The following is a 3,518-nucleotide window of genomic DNA, read 5'->3' as shown; positions in this document are numbered from 1 at the left end:
ATTCTATCTTAATTAATTAAAGATAATCGTCAGAAGCCAACAATTTTAGCTTGAAAGAAAAACTCTTTAAGTATTTTTTTATAATTTCTACTTCTCAATTCAGTTATTATCCAAATTGTTTAATCAGCAATACTTCAATCCAATTAAAAATGAATCGTATTATTTTATTACTCACGTGCTTTTGTATTTTTAGTAACACAATGGCTCAAGAGTCAATCAACATTATTCCAGCTCCACAGCAAATTACCCAAGGTCAAGGCTTCTTTCAAATCAATAAAGAAACAAAGATTATTGACCTTACCAAAAAAACTGAAACTCGATTAGCCTTAAAACCACTCATCGAAAAACTACAAAAATCAGCAGGCATTCAGTTAAGTTTTCAATCAAAAATAAGCAAATCTAATAGCATTGTTGTTCAGTTTGACAAAAGCCTTCAAAATACTGAGGGATATGTATTAACAATCAGTCCCTCACAAATAAATATCAAAGCCGTGAATACTTCGGGCGTATTTTATGCCGTACAAAGTATCCTACAATTATTACCTACTGATATTGAACAAAGTGCTTTTGTCCAAACAATCGATTGTAAAGTACCGTCCTTAACCATCAATGATGCCCCACGATTTCCGTACAGAGGAATTATGCTAGATGTTTCTCGTCATTTTATGCCTGTAACTTTTATCAAAAAATACCTTGATGAATTAGCAGCATTAAAGCTCAATCGCTTTCACTGGCACCTTACTGATGGACAAGCTTTCCGTTTTGAAAGTAAAAAATATCCATTGTTACATACTGCTAAGTCGCCCCAATGGCCAACTAATGAAGGTTTTTATTCGCAAGCTGAAATGCGAGACATCGTAAAATATGCTGCTGAACGATTCATTACGATTATTCCAGAAATAGATGTGCCTGCCCATTCAAACGCTGCCTTGGTTGCTTATCCTCAGTTTGCTTGTTTGGATAGCACAGGAAAACAATTGTTATTACAAGGAGAGTTTTGTCCGAAAGAATCATCTATTGCTTTTGTAAACGATATTTTGGATGAAGTAATGGATATTTTCCCAAGTAAATATATTCATATTGGTGGCGATGAGGCTTCGAAAACGGCTTGGCATAAATGCCCAAATTGTCAGCAAAGAATGAAAGATAAAGGGCTGAAAAGTATTGATGAACTACAAAGTGATTTTATCAAAAGTATCGAACAACACGTTAATCAAAAAGGCAGACAAATTATTGGTTGGGACGAAATATTGGATGGTGGACTAGCACCTAACGCCACTGTAATGGCGTGGAGAAGTATAGAAAGTGGAGGAACGGCGGCTAAATTAAAGCACCATGCGATTATTTCGCCTACGTCTCATTGTTATTTAGATTATTATCAGTCGGAAGACCCTAACGAGCCTTTGGCTTTTGGTGGCTTTATTAATCTCCCTAAAATTTACAGCTTTGAACCTATCCCAGAAGGATTGACGAAGGAAGAAGAAGGCTATATTTTAGGAGGGCAAGCAAACTTATGGACAGAACAAGTTCCTGTGGGTTCTCATGTTGAATACATGACATTTCCAAGAGCCGTAGCGTTAGCAGAAGTAGACTGGTCGCCTAAGGCATCAAGAAATTATGATGACTTTTTAAATCGATTGGGTTCTTATCTCAATCGCATGGATATTCGTCAGGTAAATTACGCCAAGCATTTCTTTGAAATAAAAACGAAGATGTTGAAAGGGCAAGACAATAGTATTCAGTTGGCATTGAGTTGTGATAATGGCAATGCTCCCATTTATTATACGTTAGATGGAAGTAGCCCGACACTGACATCTAATATTTACAAAGAACCAATTAGCATTATTAATAGTACTACCATGAAGGCCTCTACAGTGATGAAGGGGAAACTGGTTGATGAAATAACCCGAACTATTACCTACAACAAAGCTACTGGCGTGTTGATTAACCTAACAACACCTGCTGATAAACGCTACACTCGTGGAGGTGCTCAGGCATTAACCAATGGAATGTTTGGCGGAGAAAGTCAGTTTGGTGATGAAGAATGGTTAGGTTGGAACGGGCTAGATTTTGGAGGAACGTTAGATTTTGGGAAAGAAACCGCTATCCAAAAAGCTACTTTTCGTTTCTTTCATAAACCATCTAGCTGGATTTGGATTCCTTCACAAGTACAAATATTAGGCTCGTCGGATGGCGTAAATTTTGAGGAGATTTCATCACAAAATATCGCCGTTCCTGCTAAAGAAGGCGTAACGAAGGTAACATTATCTTTCAATCAAAAAACAGTGAGGTATATCAAAGTTATTGCCCGTTCATTTGGTACAATTCCTGCCAACTCAACAGGTGCAGGAGATAAACCTTGGTTGTTTGTAGATGAGATTGTGGTGGAGTAGCAAAGAGCTTTCGTCCTTGGTGCATTTATTATCCACCAGTGCGAAGTTTCAAAAAACATATTGAACAATGCTAACAATCATAGAAAGAAGGGAAATAGATAATGATGCATTAAGATATTTATTCTTAAAAGAACGACAAAACACTTTTACTTGGCTTGATACTTCATCATTCAGGCTATCGGATTTTGAAGAAGAAACCGAAGATGAATACATCTTAGTGGCTTTTGAAGAAAACACCGTAATCGGCTTTATTTCGGTTTGGAAAGAAGATAACTTTATTCATCATTTATATATTGACGAAAAACATCAAAATAATGGTATTGGAAGTAAATTGCTGGAAGCTGTAATTGAAAAACTTGGTTTACCTATCAGATTAAAATGCTTATCAAACAATGTCAATGCCATTGAATTTTATAGAAAGAAAGGCTTTAAAGAAAAAGGGAAAGGTGCAACCGAAAATGGTACTTATATTTTATTTGAGCTTACCTAAGAAAGACATTATGAGTTAACAGTATATTTGTTAACTTATAACATCTTTTCCTTATCATGAACAAACTACTTATTATATTTTTACTACTCGGAATAAATACTTCTAAGCCAGAAGCAATTCGTTCGCTAGCACTCAGCTATCAGACAAGAGGTGTACAAAAGCATTTATTTATCACTGCCGATAGTACAATCGTCAGCATTAATGCTGAAAGGTACAGTTATAAAACCAAGGCTAGTGAGTGGAAAAAAATATTAAAAACGCTAGAAAAAGTTAAATTAAGCCGTATTTCAAGGTTAAAAAGACCCAGTACAAAATCCTATTACGATGGTGCAATGATTGCTCAGTTGAATATACAGACGACTAAGAAAACCTATGAATCTATTAATTTTGACCATAATAATCCACCTTCGTTGCTAGTCAAACCAATTAATGCCATGAAGGCTACTTTAGCAAAGACTGAGCTTAAAGGAAGTTTTTGAGATTTTGATATGCTAAACATGAGTCATCCCGAATTTTCTCTTGGAAAAGCAAGTTTTAAAAGATTTTAATGTTTTTTGGATTTATTCTCGTCCTTACTTTTTGCCTTGATGCAAAAAGTAACAAAAAAATCAAGAATTCCTAAACTCGCTTCGCTC

At 35.5% G+C, this 3,518-nt stretch carries 3 protein-coding genes; all 3 read left to right on the top strand.

What is annotated here, in order from left to right; genetic code table 11:
* Positions 1-149 precede the first annotated feature (149 nt).
* A complete protein-coding gene (locus AC07XN_RS23810) occupies positions 150-2,393 on the top strand; it encodes a beta-N-acetylhexosaminidase (RefSeq protein WP_494744859.1) in 2,244 nt (747 codons plus the stop codon).
* Between the two features lie 67 nt (positions 2,394-2,460).
* Positions 2,461-2,883 (top strand): GNAT family N-acetyltransferase, encoded by a 423-nt coding sequence (locus AC07XN_RS23805; RefSeq protein WP_494744858.1) that lies wholly within the window; start codon positions 2,461-2,463, stop codon positions 2,881-2,883.
* Positions 2,884-2,939: 56 nt separating this feature from the next.
* Positions 2,940-3,362: a hypothetical protein gene (locus AC07XN_RS23800; RefSeq protein WP_494744857.1), complete on the top strand. Its 423-nt coding sequence runs from the start codon at positions 2,940-2,942 to the stop codon at positions 3,360-3,362.
* The last annotated feature ends 156 nt before the right edge of the window (positions 3,363-3,518 follow it).

Source organism: Arcicella sp. GW458-12-2-14-TSB2 (assembly GCF_059423785.1).
This window is presented reverse-complemented; position numbering and strand designations above follow the sequence as displayed.

Excerpts from the sequence above, each read along its gene's own strand:
- AC07XN_RS23810 (WP_494744859.1), top strand. The coding sequence starts at position 150 with ATGAATCGTATTATTTTATTACTCACGTGCTTTTGTATTTTTAGTAAC.
- AC07XN_RS23805 (WP_494744858.1), top strand. The coding sequence starts at position 2,461 with ATGCTAACAATCATAGAAAGAAGGGAAATAGATAATGATGCATTAAGA.
- AC07XN_RS23800 (WP_494744857.1), top strand. The coding sequence starts at position 2,940 with ATGAACAAACTACTTATTATATTTTTACTACTCGGAATAAATACTTCT.